Raw genomic sequence first — 247 nt, 5'->3', positions numbered from 1 at the left:
GAGACAGTGAACAAACACATTCAACAAAACGACGGCAGAAGAGCTACACAGGTGACTGCACAGCAGACGTGTGACGATCCGATCGCATCCGTAACCGGTGGAGAAGCTATAACACCAGGTGGAAGAGCTTATGCGAAAGAAGTATTTTATGAAGCAAAAAGACTATCATGGGAAAACGAGACAATCACTCAAAAAAACGAAGGTGAAAGAGATGGTTAGGAAAAAACTTGGTCAAAAGTTGAGTCAG

Annotated in this window: 1 protein-coding gene; it reads left to right on the top strand. The window is 43.3% G+C overall.

The genetic code is table 11. From position 1 onward, the window contains the following. Positions 1–51: 51 nt before the first annotated feature. Positions 52–219: a hypothetical protein gene (locus tag ACX6CF_RS27080; RefSeq protein WP_458788475.1), complete on the top strand. Its 168-nt coding sequence runs from the start codon at positions 52–54 to the stop codon at positions 217–219. Positions 220–247 lie beyond the last annotated feature (28 nt).

This window comes from Vallitalea sediminicola (assembly GCF_054408565.1).
The sequence above is the reverse complement of the archived record's forward strand: the minus strand, read 5'-3'. Positions and strand labels throughout refer to the sequence as shown.